Below are 14,841 nucleotides of genomic sequence, written 5' to 3'. Positions count from 1 at the left end.
CGCAGCACTCGACTACAGCCTCAAACGCTGGGAAGCGCTTACGCGCTATCTGGATGACGGGCGTGTGCCTGCAGATAACAACTGGGTCGAGAATCAAATACGGCCATGGGCTCTGGGGAGGTCGAACTGGTTGTTCGCAGGATCCCTGCGTGCCGGAAAACGCGCGGCCGCGATCATGACACTGATCCGCTCTGCACAACTGAACGGGCACGATCCGCTGGCTTACCTGAAGAACGTGCTGACGCGCTTGCCGACACACCGTGCCGCCGACATCACGCAACTGCTTCCTCATCGCTGGACGCCGACCACGGCTTGATCGTTTCAGCGATTGCCCTTGTCAAGATGCCTTCCCCGGGTGCTTACCGAGCGCTACGTCAACGTGAAGGTCGATGATGTGGTGAGCGCGTTCGACGCAACGGAACCGCCAGCGGACCCATTGCAGGACCCAAAGGTGGTCGCGTAGCTTGTCGACCATCTTTTTGTTGAGCTTGGGGACGGAAAGGTCGATTCGAGTGACCGAACAGAGATAGCGAGGGGTGTCTTGTCCGTCGAAAGCAGTGTCTTTTGCTTCGTGGCGTAGGAGAGCGGCGAGGTTCTTGGTGTCATCCCTGTCAATGAAGGCACCTTCGGTCAAATCACTGAGCTATACGTCAAGCACGAGCATCTGTCAGCTGGTGTTGCGGCGCAGTTGATTCGTGAGCAGTCAGGTTGGGCGAGACGCGGGGTGACGTCGAATCGATGTTGGCGCTCCGCATCAACTGAAGTGGGCTCACTCGCTTAATTTCTATGTGTCCATTGGATTTGTGGAGTGCGCCCGCGCTTGCGCCTGGACCCATAGGATGTCTTTAATGACGAAATTTTGAGCGACTCGTTCCCACTGTTGAGGACGTTGCGCACTTCGCGCACAAACGTCTCACTGAGTTCGCCTGCCACTTCCAAGCGCGAGGTGCGTCAGCGTTCCTATGGCAATACCCCAGAACGCCGAACCTAATCCCAGGAAACTCATGTTTGAGGCTGTGGCAATGAATGTGATGAACGCCGCTTCGCGATGAGCCTCGTCGTGAACCATCCCCACAATGTTCGTAGCAATCGCACCGAGCAATGCCAGACCTGCCAGCACGGCAACGAAGGTATTGGGGAGCGCAGCGAACAGCATGACGACCGTTCCGGCGAAGGTGCCTCCTACCAGATAGAACAGTCCATTTGCGATTCCCGCGACGTAGCGGCGCTCCGGGTCACGGTGAGAGTCGAGTCCCGTACACAATGCTGCGGTGATTGCTGCGATGACAATCGTTATGCCGCCGGAGAAAGCCACCAGAATCGATGCCAGGCCGGTTCCAGCCAGAACCGGACGACTCGGTGTCTGGTAACCAGAGGCCCGCAATATGGCGAAGCCAGGCAGGAATTGACCGGTCAAGCTGACGATGACGAGAGGCACCGCCAGGCTCACGGTTGACTGCCAGGACCAGGTTGGCATTGTGAACACGGGACGGGTAACGTGGAGACTTACTGACTGCAGATTCGTCAAACCGAGTGCCACGGCGAGAGCACAACCGAACGCTAAAACGAGGATAAGGCAGTAGCGCGCGGCCCATCGACGGAAAACGATGTAACTCGCCAGCATGCCCAGCGCAAGCCAAGGCGTGATTGCAACCGACCTGAACACATTGGTGCCGAACTGAAAGAGAATGCCTGCCATCATTGCGCAGGCTATCCCTTTCGGTATTCGCTTCACTATCTGGTCAAACAACCCGGATACGCCAAGCACGAAAATGCACGCACCGGCGATGATGTATGCGCCGATTGCATCACTCACCGGCATCCCTGGAAAAAGCGTCACGAGCAAGGCACTCCCGGGCGCAGACCAAGCCGTTATGATTGGTTGCTTCAGCCACCAGCTCAAAGCAATTCCGGAGACCGCGGCGCCCATCGAAATCGACCAGACCCAAGACGCGACGACGTCATTGCCAACATGAGCGGTACGCGCAGCCTGGAAGAAAATTGCGAGTGGCCCGGCATAAGAGATGATGACGGCGAGCAGCCCTGCGGTTACTGCCGACACGGACCAACGCCCAATCGGAGCGGCGGACACTAGCGTACCTTCGTTGTCGCGATTCATGGCATCCGGAGGATTTAGCGGATGGAAGATGGGTGACGTGCGAGCGCAGTGACCTGCATCGTCATATACGGAAACAGTGGCAGGCCGGAGAGAATGGTGTGCAGTTCGTCGTTAGACTCGACTTCGAAGATGCTGTAGTTGGCATATTCACCGACCACGCGATGCAGTTGTTGCCATTTGCCCTGACGCTGAAGCTCCTGCGAGTAGGCCTTCTCGCGGGCCTTGATTTCGTCAGCCTGAGCCAACGGCATATCGTGTGGCAGGTGTACATCCATTCTTACTAGATAGAGCATGGGTCTCTCATTTAAAAAGTCGGGGGTCTCTCAGGTCCACCAGCACACTACTGGAATGTCCAGATGTATTTGGTGGTGGACTGTCTGCGTGCTCAGTTATTTTTTGTCGCGACGGTAGAAAGCCAGCTTGTCCTCGTCGATATGCAGGCCTAGGCCCGGCCCTTCAGGCAGATGAAGGTCGAAGTCCCGATACTGCGGCCTCGCGGTCACAATGTCGTCCTTCAACAAAAGTGGTCCGAACAACTCAGTACCCCACGCAAGTTGTGGAAGAGCGCTGAACCCATGCGCCGATGCAATCGACCCAATGCTGCCCTCCAGCATCGTGCCGCCGTACAGCGATACGCCGGCCGCATCCGCAATAGCAGCCGCGCGCATCATCCCGTAGATGCCACCCGACTTCGCAATCTTCAATGCGAACACGTCCGCGCATGCGTCACGTACGAGTTCAAGAGCGTCCTCCGGTCCGGTTACTGCTTCGTCAGCCATGATGGGCACGATGAAGCGTGCGGAAAGTCTGGCAAGTGCTCCGCGCTGTTCGCGCGGTGTGGGTTGCTCGATGAGGTCGATGCCAGCAGCTTCGAGCGCGTAGATTCCGAGGGTTGCGTCAACTTCATTCCAAGCCTGATTCACGTCGACGGTAACTTTTGCGCGGTCGCCCAGCGCGGACTTGATTTTAGAAACGTGAGCTACGTCGTCACGAACGCTACGCCGGCCAATCTTCAATTTGAAAATGTTGTGGCGACGCTCTGCGAGAAGCATTTCCGCTTCCTCGATGTCTCGTTGCGTATCACCGCTCGCGAGCGTCCAGAGGACCGGAAGTGTCGTGCGAACAGCGCCGCCCAGAAGCGTTGAGACCGGGACACCCAGGCGCTTGCCTTGCGCGTCCAGCAACGCCGTCTCGATTGCACATTTAGCGAAGCGGTTTCCTCGAGCAACCTTATTCAGCTTGAGCATTGCGCCGTTGACATTGGTCGAGTCCTGCCCGATCAGCGCAGGTGCAAGGTAAGTGTCGATGGTCAGCTTGATGCCTTCGGGACTCTCGTCACCGTATGACAGACCGCCAATCGTGGTGGCTTCGCCAATACCCTCGATGCCGTCGCTCGTGTGCAGACGAACGATGACCAGGGTTTGTTGCTGCATCGTCGCCATGGCTAGCTGATGCGCGCGAATGGTCGGGAGGTCAACCAGAATTGCTTCGACGGAGGTGATTTGGGCGTTCATACCTTGAGTGGCGGAGTTGATGGGTTGACGCAGTATTGCGTGCCCAATAATCGCCTGTCCAACACCATTAACGTCTAGCTCCATACCGCCGAGGTATAGCATCCATCAGCGGGCCTGGTCTGTTCGGGGCGTAAAGGGTATTTTCTCTTCTTCGTAGAGCCGATAGACGAGTTCGAGCATTTCCCGAATGTCCCGCGACTCGTCGAGCGCGCGCATGCTCATGATGATTGGGGACACTAAGGTCGGGTCGTCCAGTTCCTTGTAGCTGACGTCGTCCCGTTTCAGGCCGTACACGCTGCTCGGAACAACAGCGATACCTTCCCCTGCTGCGACGAGGCCAAGCGCAATCTGCAATTCCCGTACTTCATATATCTTGCGAGGTTTGAGACCACGGTCGTCAAATGCCGACAACACCTGGTCCGCATAGCTGGGTCGGGGCGCCTTCGGAAAAATAATCAACGTCTCGTTGACGAGGTCGCGGAGAGCGACGACAGGTTTGGCAACTGAAAGCGGATGGCCCTCGGGAAACGCAACAATCATCTTCTCCTCGCGAAGAATCACCCGACGGATGTTTGCGTCCTCGTGCCGAATGCGGCCAAACCCAACATCAATATGGCCGTCTTTCAGCGCACGAATCTGGTCCATCGTCGACATTTCGTGGAGACTGAGTTCGACTGTGGTGTTCTCGTCGCGGAAACGCCGGATGATTTTCGGCAGCATCCCGTACAACGTCGAACCCACGAACCCGATCGAGAGACTGCGCTCGATGTTCCCTACGCGTCTTGTCATTGATTCGAGGTCTGCTGTCTGGGACAGCAACTGCGCGGCATGCGAATAAAAAAACTTCCCTGTCTCCGTCAGCTTCAGCGGACGCGAGTTGCGCTCCAGTAGTTGCACGCCCAGATTCTCTTCGAGTTGCTGTATCTGGCGGCTCAGAGGCGGCTGGGCAATGTTCAGCCGGCGGGCGGCGCGCGTGAAATTGCGTTCTTCGGCCACCGCGACGAAATAACGTAGATGCCGCAGTTCCATATCAATACCTCCTGGATATAGACCGATACTAAAACAGTGTTGGACGGGCCTTTCTGATGTCCATTATCCTGCATTCACACTCTGTTTCAGCAATCGATTATACCTTCTGCAGATAGATGAGTCGGTGCCGAATCGAGGGTTAACCCCAGAGAAAATAGAGAGATTCAGGAGCAGACATGAGCGTCAAAGTGTTTGATACGAAGGAAGTGCAGGAGCTGTTGAAGGCTGCTGCGAACGTTGGAAGCCAGGATGGCAATGCTCGCGCAAAGCAGATTGTCAGCCGCCTGCTGGGTGACTTGTTCAAGGCCATCGACGACCTCGACATGACGCCCGACGAAATCTGGGCCGGCGTCCATTACTTCAACAAGCTTGGGCAGGATGGCGAAGCTGCACTGCTTGCTGCTGGTCTCGGTCTGGAAAAATACCTCGACATCCGCATGGACGCAGAGGACAAGGCGGCAGAAATCACCGGCGGCACGCCGCGTACGATCGAAGGTCCGCTGTATGTTGCCGGTGCGCCAGTGCGCGATGGCGTATCGAAGATTGACGTCAATCCCGACGAGGATGCAGGCCCGCTGGTCATCCGCGGCACGGTGACCGGTCCGGACGGCAAGCCTGTCGCCAATGCAGTGGTCGAGTGCTGGCACGCCAACTCAAAGGGCTTCTATTCGCACTTCGACCCGACCGGGGCGCAGAGCGAGTTCAACCTGCGCGGTGCTGTGAGCACTGACGGCGACGGCAAGTACGAATTCCGTACGCTCATGCCGGTCGGCTACGGTTGCCCGCCGCATGGCGCGACCCAACAACTGTTGAACGTGCTCGCGCGGCATGGCAACCGTCCGGCGCACGTGCATTTCTTCGTCACCAGCGACAAGTACCGCAAGCTGACGACTCAAATCAATATTGAGGGCGACCCGCTGATCTGGGACGACTTCGCTTATGCCACGCGCGAAGACCTGATTCCCCATGTGGTCGAAAAGACCGGCGGCACTGCTCTGGGCATGAAGGCCGATGCGTACAAGGAAATCGAGTTCAACATCGAGTTGACTCCAATGGTTCAGGGCAAGGATAACCAGGTCGTCAATCGCCTGCGCGCGTCTGCCACGGCGTAACCGCCCAACGCGGCTGCTACCTCGTACCGCTGCTGCCGCTCAATTCTCCGCAAGAATCTTTCGACACCCGATGCGCGTGCTCCATAGCCTGGAGCACGCGTAGGAGAGCACACATGTCTGCCATTCTCGACAAAGCCACGCAGCTGGATGAACTGCTGCACACCGCAGTTCAGGACGACAAGGAAAACGGTGTATTCCGTTGCCGCCGCGATATCTTCACCAACGCCGATTTGTTTGAGCTCGAGATGAAACACATCTTCGAGAGCAACTGGGTATATCTCGCGCATGAAAGCCAGATTCCCAACAACAACGACTACTACACCACCTGGATTGGCCGTCAGCCCGTGGTTATCACCCGCGACAAGAACGGCGAACTCCATGCGGTCATCAATGCCTGCGCGCACAAGGGTGCAATGCTGTGCCGGAAAAAGCACGGCAACAAAGGCACCTTCACCTGTCCTTTCCACGGCTGGAGCTTCGCCAACACCGGCAAGCTGCTGAAAGTGAAGGACGTGAAGACCACCGAATACCCGGTGCAATTCAATACCAACGGCTCGCACGACCTGAAGAAAGTCGCTCGCTTCCAGAGCTACCGCGGCTTCCTGTTTGGCAGTCTCAACGCAGACGTGATGCCGTTGGAAGACTACCTTGGCGAGACGAAGGTCATCATCGACCAGATTGTCGACCAGGCTGCAAACGGGCTGGAGGTGTTGCGGGGCAACTCTTCGTACATCTACGACGGCAACTGGAAGATGCAGATGGAGAACGGTTGCGACGGTTATCACGTCAGCACCGTGCACTGGAACTATGCTGCGACGATGGACCGTCGCAAGGTCGACGGCACCAAGGCTGTGGATGCAAACAGCTGGAGCAAGTCGGTGGCCGGCGTGTACGGGTTTGACCACGGCCACATCCTGCTGTGGACGAAGACGATGAACCCAGAAGTGCGCCCGGTCTATCAATACCGCGACGAAATCAAGGCGCGTGTGGGTGAAGTCCAGGCAGACTTTATCGTCAACCAGACAAGAAACCTGTGTCTGTACCCGAACGTGTTCCTGATGGACCAGTTCAGTACCCAGATTCGCGTGGTACGTCCGATTAGCGTAGACAAGACTGAGGTCAGCATTTTCTGCTTCGCCCCTAAGGGCGAAAGCGCGACCGACCGCGCTACCCGCATCCGCCAGTACGAGGACTTCTTCAACGTCTCGGGAATGGGCACGGCAGATGATCTTGAAGAGTTCCGCGCTTGCCAGACTGGCTATGCCGGCACCACCGCGCTGTGGAATGACCTTTCGCGTGGGGCGCCGCTGTGGGTCGAGGGGGCCGACGCGAATGCAAAGAATATGGGGCTGAAACCGCGCATCTCAGGTGAGCGTAGCGAAGACGAAGGCCTCTTCGTGTGTCAGCACGAGTACTGGGTGCATGTCATGCGTGACGCACTCAAAAAGGAACAAGGGGAGACGCTGGCATGAGCATCGACTACCAGAAAATCTGTGCCGCGCTGTACCGCGAAGCGCGCCTGCTCGACGACCGGCAGTGGGACGAATGGCTTGCGTGCTATGCCGAGGACGTTACCTACTGGATGCCGGCATGGGATGACGACGACCAGCTCACCGATGACCACGAAAGCCAGATTTCGCTGATGTACTACCCGGACCGTGGTGGCCTGGAAGACCGTGTGTTCCGCATCAAGACCGAACGCAGTGGTGCTTCGATGCCTGAACCCCGTACCAGTCACAACGTGACCAATGTGGAGGTGCTGGCCGAGCGCGACAACGAAGTGGACGTGCGCTACAACTTCAACACGCTCAGTCACCGCTACAAAGCCACAGACCAATTTTTTGGCACGATGTTCGTGACGCTGCGAAAGGTCAACGATGAACTGTTGATTTCCTACAAGCGAATTGTGCTGAAAGACGATTACATCCGCCAGGTGCTCGACGTTTATCACGTTTGATAGCAGACAGCGGTGGAAATTAGAGGTACAGGAGGCAAGATGTCCAGCTACAACGTTGCACTGAATTTCGAAGACGGCGTGACCCGCTTCGTGACATGCAAGGCCGGCGAGAAGGTGCTTGATGCAGCCTTTCGCGCCAAGATTAACCTGCCGATGGATTGCTCCGACGGCGTGTGTGGCACCTGCAAGTGCCGCGCCGAGAGCGGAAGCTACGACCTTGGCGACGACTACATCGAAGATGCGCTGACCGAGGATGAGAAGGAGAGCGGCCTCGTCCTGACCTGCCAGATGGTGCCAGAAAGCGATTGTGTCATCGCGGTTCCGGCATCTTCCACGGCATGCAAGACTGAGCAAAGCAAGTTCGCTGCAACAGTATCAAAGGTGGAAGCGCACAACGATGCGGCCATCCTGCTCGAACTGGATGTGGAAGCCACCGCGCCGGTATTCCTGCCGGGCCAGTACGTCAACATTGACGTTCCCGGCAGCGGGCAGCACCGTTCGTATTCTTTCTCGTCAGCACCGGGTGAATCGAAAATCAGTTTTCTGATTAAAAAGATTCCTGGTGGCGTGATGAGCACGTGGCTTGAATCCGCACAGACAGGTAACAAGGTGGACCTGACCGGGCCGCTCGGCAGTTTCTATCTGCGCGCTGTGGAGCGGCCGTTGCTGTTTCTCGCTGGCGGCACAGGCCTGGCACCGTTCCTGTCGATGCTCGAAGTGCTGGCTCGGGCGAGTTCGCAGCAAAAAGTTCATCTGATCTACGGTGTAACGCGAGACCTTGACCTCGTGCAGGTCGACGCAATCGACGCCTACGTGGCGAAGTTGCCGAACTTCACCTACAGCACCGTCGTGGCTGACACGGAGTCGACCCATCCGCGCAAGGGTTGGGTAACGCAGCACATGCCGGCGGAGGCCGTCAATGATGGCGACGTGGACGTGTACCTGTGCGGACCGCCGCCCATGGTCGATGCAGTGCGTAAGCATTTCGACGACAACGGCGTGAAGCCCAACAGCTTCCACTATGAGAAGTTCACTCCTAACGCAGCACCGAGGACCGCATGAGCACGCAACGATTTGCTGGCAAGGTCATGGTGGTCACCGGCGCCGCGCAGGGTATCGGTCGCGCGGTAGCGCTTCGCGCGGCCGCCGAAGGCGGCAAGGTACTGTTCGTCGACCGCGCCGACTTCGTTTCTGAAGTCGCCGCCGAAGCGGACGGCGCGGACACTGCAGGGTTTGTCGCCGACCTTGAGACTTACGAAGGTGCCGCGTCGGCGATGGCCTTCGCCGTACGCACGTTTGGCGGCATCGACATTCTCATCAATGGCGTTGGTGGCGCGATTCGCATGCGTCCCTTCGCCGAGTTCGAGCCTGCACAGATCGATGCGGAAATCCGTCGCTCACTGATGCCGACACTCTACGCCTGCCATGCGGTCTTGCCGCACCTACTCAAGCGCGGGGGCGGGACCATCGTGAACGTCTCTTCGAATGCCACACGCGGTATCCGCCGCGTACCGTATTCGGCGGCCAAGGGCGGTGTCAACGCGATCACGCAGTCGCTGGCGATGGAGTACGCAGAGCACAACATCCGCGTGGTTGCCACAGCGCCGGGTGGGACCGATGCGCCGCCGCGACGTGTGCCGCGCAACACCGCCGGTGACAGCGAGCAGGAAAAAGTCTGGATGGGCGAAGCGGTGAAGCAAGTCACTGAATCGACCTTCTTCAAACGCTACGGCAGCATCGACGAGCAGGCCGCACCCATTCTGTTCCTTGCGTCGGACGAGGCGGGTTATATCACCGGCACTGTATTGCCGGTGGCTGGTGGCGACACGGGCTGACTTGCGAATCGCCTCGAGCAGCCTGAACGCGGACGCGTCACAACCGGAGGTGACCAACTCTCTTGCCGACTACGAGCTGGGTTATGCGGTCTCGAGCAGAGACCGTTGCTGCAACCGGGTCGGCAAGTGCACCGCATGCGTGGCATTGGTAAGGCCTTATAAATTTGAGGCGACCGATTGGCAACACACGTGCTCCGCCACGCTGTGCATCGGTGTAGGTTTGGCCCTCGCCATCGTGTCCGCTTCAGGAGACAGATTTCATGAGTGAACGCAAAGCCGTTATCCCTGCCGGGATGGAGGCAGTCTACGAAAAGATTGGTTACGCCCCGGCGGTCAAGGTTGGCAACACGATTTACGTGTCCGGCCAGATTGGGCGTGACATGGCCATGCAACTGGTCGAAGGCCGCGAAGCGCAAATAGTCCAGGCATTCGAAAATCTCAAGCTGGTTCTATCGGCTGCAGGTGCATCATTGGGCGACGTGGTTGACCTGACCACTTACCACACTGATATGCGCGACCTGCCATTGTTCATGAAGGTGCGTGACCAATACCTCACTACGCACCCGTTGCCGGCTTGGACAGCGGTCGGCGCGCACATGCTTGGCGGCGCGGCAGGTTATATCGTTGAAATCAAGGCGGTCGCGGTATTGCCTGATTAACCCTGTGAAAATCCGTGCGTCCGAAGATGGTTTGCCCGAATCTGCGCATGGGTCCATCACCGTCTCGCGTGCATCAAGGTGTGCGTTGGCTGGACGCGGACGGGGGAAGCCGGTGTGCATGACGATAGCGGGCGAGGCGGCTATGACACCCACCCATGCCTATCTATCCACGCTCGTGCCAGTCTACTGAACAGCGCGGTCAACCTGGATATCAAGGAGGGGAGTTGCAGTCACTGCGACGGCTATGTGTTCTGATTGGGGCAACACGCCGACAAATGCCGCGATACCCGTCCCACAGACCGCGGCGAGACAGACAGCAGCCGCGGCGATGATTAAAGTACGGCGCGGTGGTTTAAGGCTAACCTTAGCCAGAAAGACGCTCATATTAGTCACCTCCTTGTTCGCGCAGCATTCAAACGCAACAAGCGTGCCGACGGAGATACTCGGTTCAGGGCTGCCTTCCAAGGTAAGCACCTGCGCTGTTGATGCACGACGCGAGATGGTGAAGCCCTGGCTACATGTTGGGGGAGCACAAACACTTCGGCTCGTGTCTGCGGCTAAAGCCCACCACTTGCAGTCGGCGAAGTTGGCCGGACGGACGGCCATGGCCGACAACAGGCACATGGCATGCTCTGCCCTCGCAGGGAAGCCCGGCTCCAGCGGACGCTGGCCGAATTTGTGCAGCAGTTCGATGTGCATCCGAACTGATCACTGAATGGAAGCGGCAGTTGCAGGAACGTATACGCACGGATGGTCAAAGGGTTGGAATGGCCATGCGGCTGGGCAGTCGCTGCGGCACAGCGCCTGCGTTTCCTGCTTGACTTCGGCTATGCAACCGGTCTGCGCGCGGGCGAACTGGTCGACGCAACAGCGGTAGAAGTCAACGGTTGTCGAGTCTTCGCTGATTGAAATTCAGGAGACTTGGAAAATTCACGCGTGCTTTAATAAATATTTCACAATTTCGGACTAGAGATAACCGCCTTCCAGGAAAGCGCTGACCTATAAATACAGTATTCAAATATGAACTCACTCAATTAAGTCAATCAATTGGCTTAATTAATTAAGCGATCTATTCAAACATGGGGTGAAGTCCATATCGTTCGAGGGCCTTGCCAGCCGGGCACTCGCTGGGGTCCTCAGTTACGGTGTGGGCGGCAACGTGCAGCTACGCGATGCAAAGGTATTCAACAGACAAAAAGGCAACACCAATAAAAAGCATTCCACATATTGCATTCGGAAATTGAGCCGTTATGATGGCGTCTCCGTGATTCGATTTCTCGAATGATCGCTTTACGGAGACGGCAGGAATATTTGCCGGGCATACGCGCTGGAGAGGGTAATTGATACTTCCCGCACAGACAGACTAAATCGAGGAGACGAAATGCTGAGTCCCCATGAATTCGCCACCTTAATGCTCATCAAGTCCGCGCCTGATCAGATTGATCTAGGCCGCGCCGAGCTCGACACGCTGTGCGAGCGGCAACTCATATCACTGGAAAACCTCGCGTCAGGACGCTCACGTCCTCATGTCACAAGCGACGGCGATTCCATTCTTAAGGCCGTCGCCCGGATGCGCTAGACATCTGCGGAGTCCACCTCCCGGCCCTGAATGAAATCGCTGCGTTTGCTGTCCCCATGTTCGACGCGAGCGCCGCTGTACGACATGGCGAGCGCGGAAGCAACAGTCGTGAACGAAGCGTCGCTGCTGGAGTTTGGTTCCCGGTTGGGGTTTGGTTTGTAGTGCCTGTTGATGTAACGACCGTCCGAAGTCTTCGCGACACGTGCGACGTGGCAAGCGTCCTTGCACTTCGGTTTATCTACCATCGCGATCCGCCGCAACACCCTCGTCCGAAGGGGGTTTCGCGTGCCGGACCGGATTTTGAGGAATTCAACAATGGCTCTATCGAACACTGAGCAAGTCGCCGCTGCGAAGGCCAACCTCGACGCATTCTCCGAGTTGAGCGGGAAGGTCTTTGAAGGCGTCGAAAAACTGGTCGCGTTGAACCTGCAGGTCGTCAGGTCCACGCTGGCCGAGGCGCAGGAGAAATTGACGAAGGCGCCCGGCGCGACGGACCCGCAGCAGTGGTTCGTGCTGCAAGCAGGTTTCACCGGGCCCTTCACAGAAAAATCGCTGTCATATGGCCGGCAAGTGTTCGACATCGCGTCGGCCACGCAGGCTGAGCTCACACAACTCGCGCAGGCGCACTACGAGCGGTACAACGGACGCGTGCAGACACTCGTCGAGGAAGCGGCGAAAAATGGTCCCGCAGGTTCCGAAGTAGCGATCACTGCGTGGAAATCCGTGATTGCCGCCACCACGACCTTGTGCGAATCGCTGCAGAAAACGGCGCAGCAGGCCGTGCAGGTTGCCGAGAGCAATTTTGACGCAATCACGGCCACAGCGTCAAAGGCCGTGCGAAGCAATCCCGAGCCGGCTCCCGTAGCCGAGGGCGCGAAGCGATAGGGCTGACGTGGGCAGCGATGCTCACGGTGCGGTTTCTGTTATGTATGAAGGATTCCTTATGGGTAAGGGATTCCAGTTTTCAGCACATCCAATTCTTGGACTGAAGGCCGTATTGTTCCAGATGAGCATGAGGCCAGCTTTTGCGAGGACGATTCGATGGCAAAGCAGATCGCGGTAGTAACGGGTGGCATGGGTGGACTGGGCGAGGCGATCAGCATCAAGTTGCATGACGCCGGTTATGCGGTCGTAGTCACTTATTCGCCGGGCAACACCGGTGCGAACGAGTGGCTCGCACGGATGGAAGCAAAGGGACGACAATTCCGCGCCTACGCGGTCGACGTCGCCGACTACGACTCGTGCGAAAGATGCATGGCGCAAATCAGCGCTGAAGTCGGACCAGTCGACATCCTGATCAACAACGCCGGCATTACGCGCGACGCCAGCTTCAAGAAGCTCGACAAGGTCAATTGGGACGCGGTCATCCGGACCAACCTCGATTCGGTGTTCAACATGACGAAGCCAGTGTGCGACAGCATGGTAGAGCGTGGCTGGGGCCGCATCATCAACGTGTCGTCGATCATCGGCTCCAAGGGTGGGTTCGGCCAGACCAACTACGCCGCGGCGAAGGCCGGCATGCATGGCTTCACGAAATCGCTGGCGCTTGAAGTGGCGAAGAAAGGCGTCACCGTCAACACGATCTCTCCGGGCTATATCGCGACGAAGATGGTGATGGCGGTGCCGGAGGAAATCCGCGAGACGAAGATCATTCCGCAGATTCCGGTCGGCCGGCTCGGACAGCCCGACGAAGTCGCCGCACTCGTGCTGTACCTGTGCTCGCGCGAAGCGGGCTTCGTGACTGGAGCCAACATTGCGATCAACGGAGGTCAACACCTGCAATGAACCGGAGAGATCAGCCATGGAGGTTCCGATGAGTGAAGCGGTGACAATTGTCGTAGGTTCATTCGTGCTGGTGATGGCAGCCGTGTTCGTCGCCGCTCACTATCACCGGGAGCAAATGCGCCGAAGACAGCTCAGAGAGATGGATTACCGTCACTACTGGCGGGACTGGCGCAGCGCGTCGCATTGAGCTTGTGCGCTCCCTACACTGTTGTTGCGGTACCGAGGGTGATCGCATCGTTGCCTGTATGGATGGACGGCGTTGTCACGTTAAATTGTTCGCAACGCAACAGCGGAGAGAACACACGCTTGCTCAGAAAGCGGACGGATCCTGGGTGGTCTCGTGACGACGCCAGGCGACGAAGCGTGCAGCGAGCTGTTCGCGATAGAGTGAGGGCCGAAGCAGGTGTCGCTTGAGCGCGAAGTGCTGCCTGATCGGACCGGAGCTCGATAAGAAAGCCTGCGTGCGTTCCGGATCGCAGAAGCCACGCACGCCCCGAAGGAAGTCCCCTTGGGGAATGCGTCACTCGCGTTCGCGCGTCGGCTGATGACTGTTTTCAGCCCGGTTGTTGATCCGCGCGCTGGCTTTGACGAAGACGTGCCTGACGTGAACCAGTGCGGGAATTTCGGCTTTCGCTGCCGGATAGCTGCGCAGCTGGCGCGCCACAAAAGGTAAGACTCTCCGCGCAACGTCAAAAACACTTCGTCAAGGTGCCAGGCTTGCCCGTCCTGCCGCAACATTGTCACGTCAAGAGGTAGATACGCCGCGAAGGGGTCCCAATCGAAGCAGCCGACAACCGCGGAATTCCACGCGTCGTGCGGCAACGTCGCCACGAACTGAACCCTCCCTTCAAGGGCGGTAATCGAATTCACCAGCAAACCGAATGGCTGTCGCCCAAGCTTGTCACAGCGAATGGTCAGCGCGCGTTTGGCAGCTGCGGCGTTATATCCACAGCACTCGATCGCATCTTCTACAGGCGCTATCCGCGAGCCTCGAAAGCGTCCCGAAATCCCGCAATGCGCATCTCGGTCGCATATGTGCAAACCATCATTTCCGAAGCGTTTGCGTTGGTCGAAAACCATTGAAGGGGCATCGAGGTCTAACGCGACCGCGAGCAAGCCCGACGGGCGGAACGGACGCAGCGTTTTGCGAGTCCAGCCTTTTGGAGCGATGCAAATGCGCGAAGCCGTGCGCTCCTTTTTCGCGACTGGAACTGGCACGCCTGATGCGGCCGAGCCGGCCAGTGCTCCTTGA

Annotated in this window: 16 protein-coding genes and 1 pseudogene; 11 read left to right on the top strand and 6 right to left on the bottom strand. The window is 57.8% G+C overall.

The window, feature by feature from the left end:
- Positions 1-316, top strand: a 316-nt coding sequence (locus tag FVF58_RS04775) for an IS66 family transposase (RefSeq protein ID WP_149668751.1), incomplete at its 5' end; no start/stop codon positions are given.
- Positions 317-913: 597 nt separating this feature from the next.
- On the opposite strand, the gene FVF58_RS04770 is transcribed toward FVF58_RS04775, so the two are convergent.
- The 4 genes from FVF58_RS04770 to FVF58_RS04755 all read right to left on the bottom strand — a co-directional run bounded on the left by FVF58_RS04770 (position 914) and on the right by FVF58_RS04755 (position 4,662).
- Positions 914-2,119 (bottom strand): benzoate/H(+) symporter BenE family transporter, encoded by a 1,206-nt coding sequence (locus tag FVF58_RS04770; RefSeq protein WP_149668750.1) that lies wholly within the window; start codon positions 2,117-2,119, stop codon positions 914-916.
- A gap of 14 nt (positions 2,120-2,133) precedes the next feature.
- Complete coding sequence (gene catC / locus FVF58_RS04765) at positions 2,134-2,412, bottom strand: muconolactone Delta-isomerase (RefSeq protein ID WP_149668749.1); 279 nt, start codon at positions 2,410-2,412, stop codon at positions 2,134-2,136.
- Positions 2,413-2,508: 96 nt separating this feature from the next.
- Positions 2,509-3,633, bottom strand: coding sequence for a muconate/chloromuconate family cycloisomerase (locus FVF58_RS04760; RefSeq protein ID WP_149668748.1), 1,125 nt, complete (start codon positions 3,631-3,633; stop codon positions 2,509-2,511).
- A 105-nt stretch (positions 3,634-3,738) separates the two neighbouring features.
- Positions 3,739-4,662, bottom strand: coding sequence for a LysR family transcriptional regulator (locus FVF58_RS04755; protein WP_149668747.1), 924 nt, complete (start codon positions 4,660-4,662; stop codon positions 3,739-3,741).
- A 176-nt stretch (positions 4,663-4,838) separates the two neighbouring features.
- Here FVF58_RS04755 and catA point away from each other — a divergent pair, with 176 nt between their 5' ends.
- The 6 genes from catA (at position 4,839) to FVF58_RS04725 (ending at position 10,225) form a co-directional block, all read left to right on the top strand.
- Positions 4,839-5,774 (top strand): catechol 1,2-dioxygenase, encoded by a 936-nt coding sequence (catA, locus tag FVF58_RS04750; RefSeq protein WP_149668746.1) that lies wholly within the window; start codon positions 4,839-4,841, stop codon positions 5,772-5,774.
- Between the two features lie 113 nt (positions 5,775-5,887).
- Positions 5,888-7,246, top strand: a complete 1,359-nt coding sequence (locus tag FVF58_RS04745; RefSeq protein ID WP_149668745.1) for a Rieske 2Fe-2S domain-containing protein — start codon at positions 5,888-5,890, stop codon at positions 7,244-7,246.
- Positions 7,243-7,731 (top strand): benzoate 1,2-dioxygenase small subunit, encoded by a 489-nt coding sequence (gene benB, locus FVF58_RS04740; protein ID WP_149668744.1) that lies wholly within the window; start codon positions 7,243-7,245, stop codon positions 7,729-7,731. The genes FVF58_RS04745 and benB overlap by 4 nt, the downstream gene beginning before the upstream one ends.
- Before the next feature lie 39 nt (positions 7,732-7,770).
- Positions 7,771-8,793, top strand: coding sequence for a benzoate 1,2-dioxygenase electron transfer component BenC (benC, locus tag FVF58_RS04735; protein ID WP_149668743.1), 1,023 nt, complete (start codon positions 7,771-7,773; stop codon positions 8,791-8,793).
- The gene (benD, locus tag FVF58_RS04730) at positions 8,790-9,566 is read left to right on the top strand and encodes a benzoate diol dehydrogenase BenD (protein WP_149668742.1); all 777 of its coding nucleotides are present in this window, start codon (positions 8,790-8,792) and stop codon (positions 9,564-9,566) included. The genes benC and benD overlap by 4 nt, the downstream gene beginning before the upstream one ends.
- 260 nt (positions 9,567-9,826) lie before the next feature.
- Entirely contained in the window at positions 9,827-10,225 is a 399-nt protein-coding gene (locus tag FVF58_RS04725) for a RidA family protein (protein ID WP_149668741.1), read from the top strand.
- Positions 10,226-10,408: 183 nt separating this feature from the next.
- On the opposite strand, the gene FVF58_RS52495 is transcribed toward FVF58_RS04725, so the two are convergent.
- Positions 10,409-10,924, bottom strand: coding sequence for a hypothetical protein (locus FVF58_RS52495; RefSeq protein WP_246216923.1), 516 nt, complete (start codon positions 10,922-10,924; stop codon positions 10,409-10,411).
- Positions 10,925-11,606: 682 nt separating this feature from the next.
- Here FVF58_RS52495 and FVF58_RS04715 point away from each other — a divergent pair.
- From FVF58_RS04715 to FVF58_RS51200, 4 genes are all read left to right on the top strand, one after another.
- Positions 11,607-11,804 (top strand): hypothetical protein, encoded by a 198-nt coding sequence (locus FVF58_RS04715; RefSeq protein WP_149668740.1) that lies wholly within the window; start codon positions 11,607-11,609, stop codon positions 11,802-11,804.
- A 315-nt stretch (positions 11,805-12,119) separates the two neighbouring features.
- Positions 12,120-12,689, top strand: a complete 570-nt coding sequence (locus FVF58_RS04710) for a phasin family protein (protein WP_149668739.1) — start codon at positions 12,120-12,122, stop codon at positions 12,687-12,689.
- A gap of 156 nt (positions 12,690-12,845) precedes the next feature.
- A complete protein-coding gene (gene phbB / locus FVF58_RS04705; RefSeq protein WP_149668738.1) occupies positions 12,846-13,589 on the top strand; it encodes an acetoacetyl-CoA reductase in 744 nt (247 codons plus the stop codon).
- 28 nt (positions 13,590-13,617) lie between these two features.
- Positions 13,618-13,776 (top strand): hypothetical protein, encoded by a 159-nt coding sequence (locus FVF58_RS51200; RefSeq protein ID WP_188130710.1) that lies wholly within the window; start codon positions 13,618-13,620, stop codon positions 13,774-13,776.
- Positions 13,777-13,899: 123 nt separating this feature from the next.
- On the opposite strand, the pseudogene FVF58_RS04700 reads toward FVF58_RS51200, so the two are convergent.
- Positions 13,900-14,312: pseudogene (locus FVF58_RS04700) on the bottom strand (IS6 family transposase); the annotation flags it as partial.
- Positions 14,313-14,841: the final 529 nt, after the last annotated feature.

It is taken from the genome of Paraburkholderia panacisoli (genome assembly GCF_008369935.1).
In the GTDB taxonomy this organism is placed as follows: domain Bacteria; phylum Pseudomonadota; class Gammaproteobacteria; order Burkholderiales; family Burkholderiaceae; genus Paraburkholderia; species Paraburkholderia panacisoli.
Note: the sequence above shows the minus strand (reverse complement) of the source record. Positions and strands in the feature narration are given on the sequence as shown.

Bases quoted from the DNA above. Each gene is read 5' to 3' on its own strand.
- FVF58_RS04710 (WP_149668739.1), top strand. From the start codon at position 12,120: ATGGCTCTATCGAACACTGAGCAAGTCGCCGCTGCGAAGGCCAACCTC.
- FVF58_RS51200 (WP_188130710.1), top strand. From the start codon at position 13,618: ATGAGTGAAGCGGTGACAATTGTCGTAGGTTCATTCGTGCTGGTGATG.
- benD (WP_149668742.1), top strand. From the start codon at position 8,790: ATGAGCACGCAACGATTTGCTGGCAAGGTCATGGTGGTCACCGGCGCC.
- FVF58_RS04755 (WP_149668747.1), bottom strand. From the start codon at position 4,662: ATGGAACTGCGGCATCTACGTTATTTCGTCGCGGTGGCCGAAGAACGC.
- benC (WP_149668743.1), top strand. From the start codon at position 7,771: ATGTCCAGCTACAACGTTGCACTGAATTTCGAAGACGGCGTGACCCGC.
- FVF58_RS04770 (WP_149668750.1), bottom strand. From the start codon at position 2,119: ATGAATCGCGACAACGAAGGTACGCTAGTGTCCGCCGCTCCGATTGGG.
- catC (WP_149668749.1), bottom strand. From the start codon at position 2,412: ATGCTCTATCTAGTAAGAATGGATGTACACCTGCCACACGATATGCCG.
- FVF58_RS04725 (WP_149668741.1), top strand. From the start codon at position 9,827: ATGAGTGAACGCAAAGCCGTTATCCCTGCCGGGATGGAGGCAGTCTAC.
- catA (WP_149668746.1), top strand. From the start codon at position 4,839: ATGAGCGTCAAAGTGTTTGATACGAAGGAAGTGCAGGAGCTGTTGAAG.
- FVF58_RS04715 (WP_149668740.1), top strand. From the start codon at position 11,607: ATGCTGAGTCCCCATGAATTCGCCACCTTAATGCTCATCAAGTCCGCG.
- FVF58_RS04745 (WP_149668745.1), top strand. From the start codon at position 5,888: ATGTCTGCCATTCTCGACAAAGCCACGCAGCTGGATGAACTGCTGCAC.
- FVF58_RS52495 (WP_246216923.1), bottom strand. From the start codon at position 10,924: ATGCACATCGAACTGCTGCACAAATTCGGCCAGCGTCCGCTGGAGCCG.
- benB (WP_149668744.1), top strand. From the start codon at position 7,243: ATGAGCATCGACTACCAGAAAATCTGTGCCGCGCTGTACCGCGAAGCG.
- FVF58_RS04760 (WP_149668748.1), bottom strand. From the start codon at position 3,633: ATGAACGCCCAAATCACCTCCGTCGAAGCAATTCTGGTTGACCTCCCG.
- phbB (WP_149668738.1), top strand. From the start codon at position 12,846: ATGGCAAAGCAGATCGCGGTAGTAACGGGTGGCATGGGTGGACTGGGC.